General features: G+C 44.1%; 1 pseudogene. It reads left to right on the top strand.

What is annotated here, in order from left to right:
- Nucleotides 1-229: pseudogene (locus H4J57_RS19745) on the top strand (transposase); the annotation flags it as partial.

Below are 229 nucleotides of genomic sequence, written 5' to 3'. Positions count from 1 at the left end.
TCCGCTTTAGTTTGAAGGACTATTTAACCCTTGTAGATGAAACAGGTCGCGTAATAAGAGCAGACAAACGAGGCGCTATCGATAACAAAACCGCAAATATACTGTCAAGACTTCACATCAGCGATGACAGTTGGCTCAAACTCACCACAAACTTTGAAGGTATATTCACTGGCGCAGTAGGTACCGCAGAGCATTTGTGTGAATTTACTGAGCACGTGGGGTTAAAGCG

The sequence above is a fragment of the Colwellia sp. BRX8-7 genome (assembly GCF_014077275.1).
Taxonomy (GTDB): domain Bacteria; phylum Pseudomonadota; class Gammaproteobacteria; order Enterobacterales; family Alteromonadaceae; genus Colwellia_A.
Note: the sequence above shows the minus strand (reverse complement) of the source record. Positions and strands in the feature narration are given on the sequence as shown.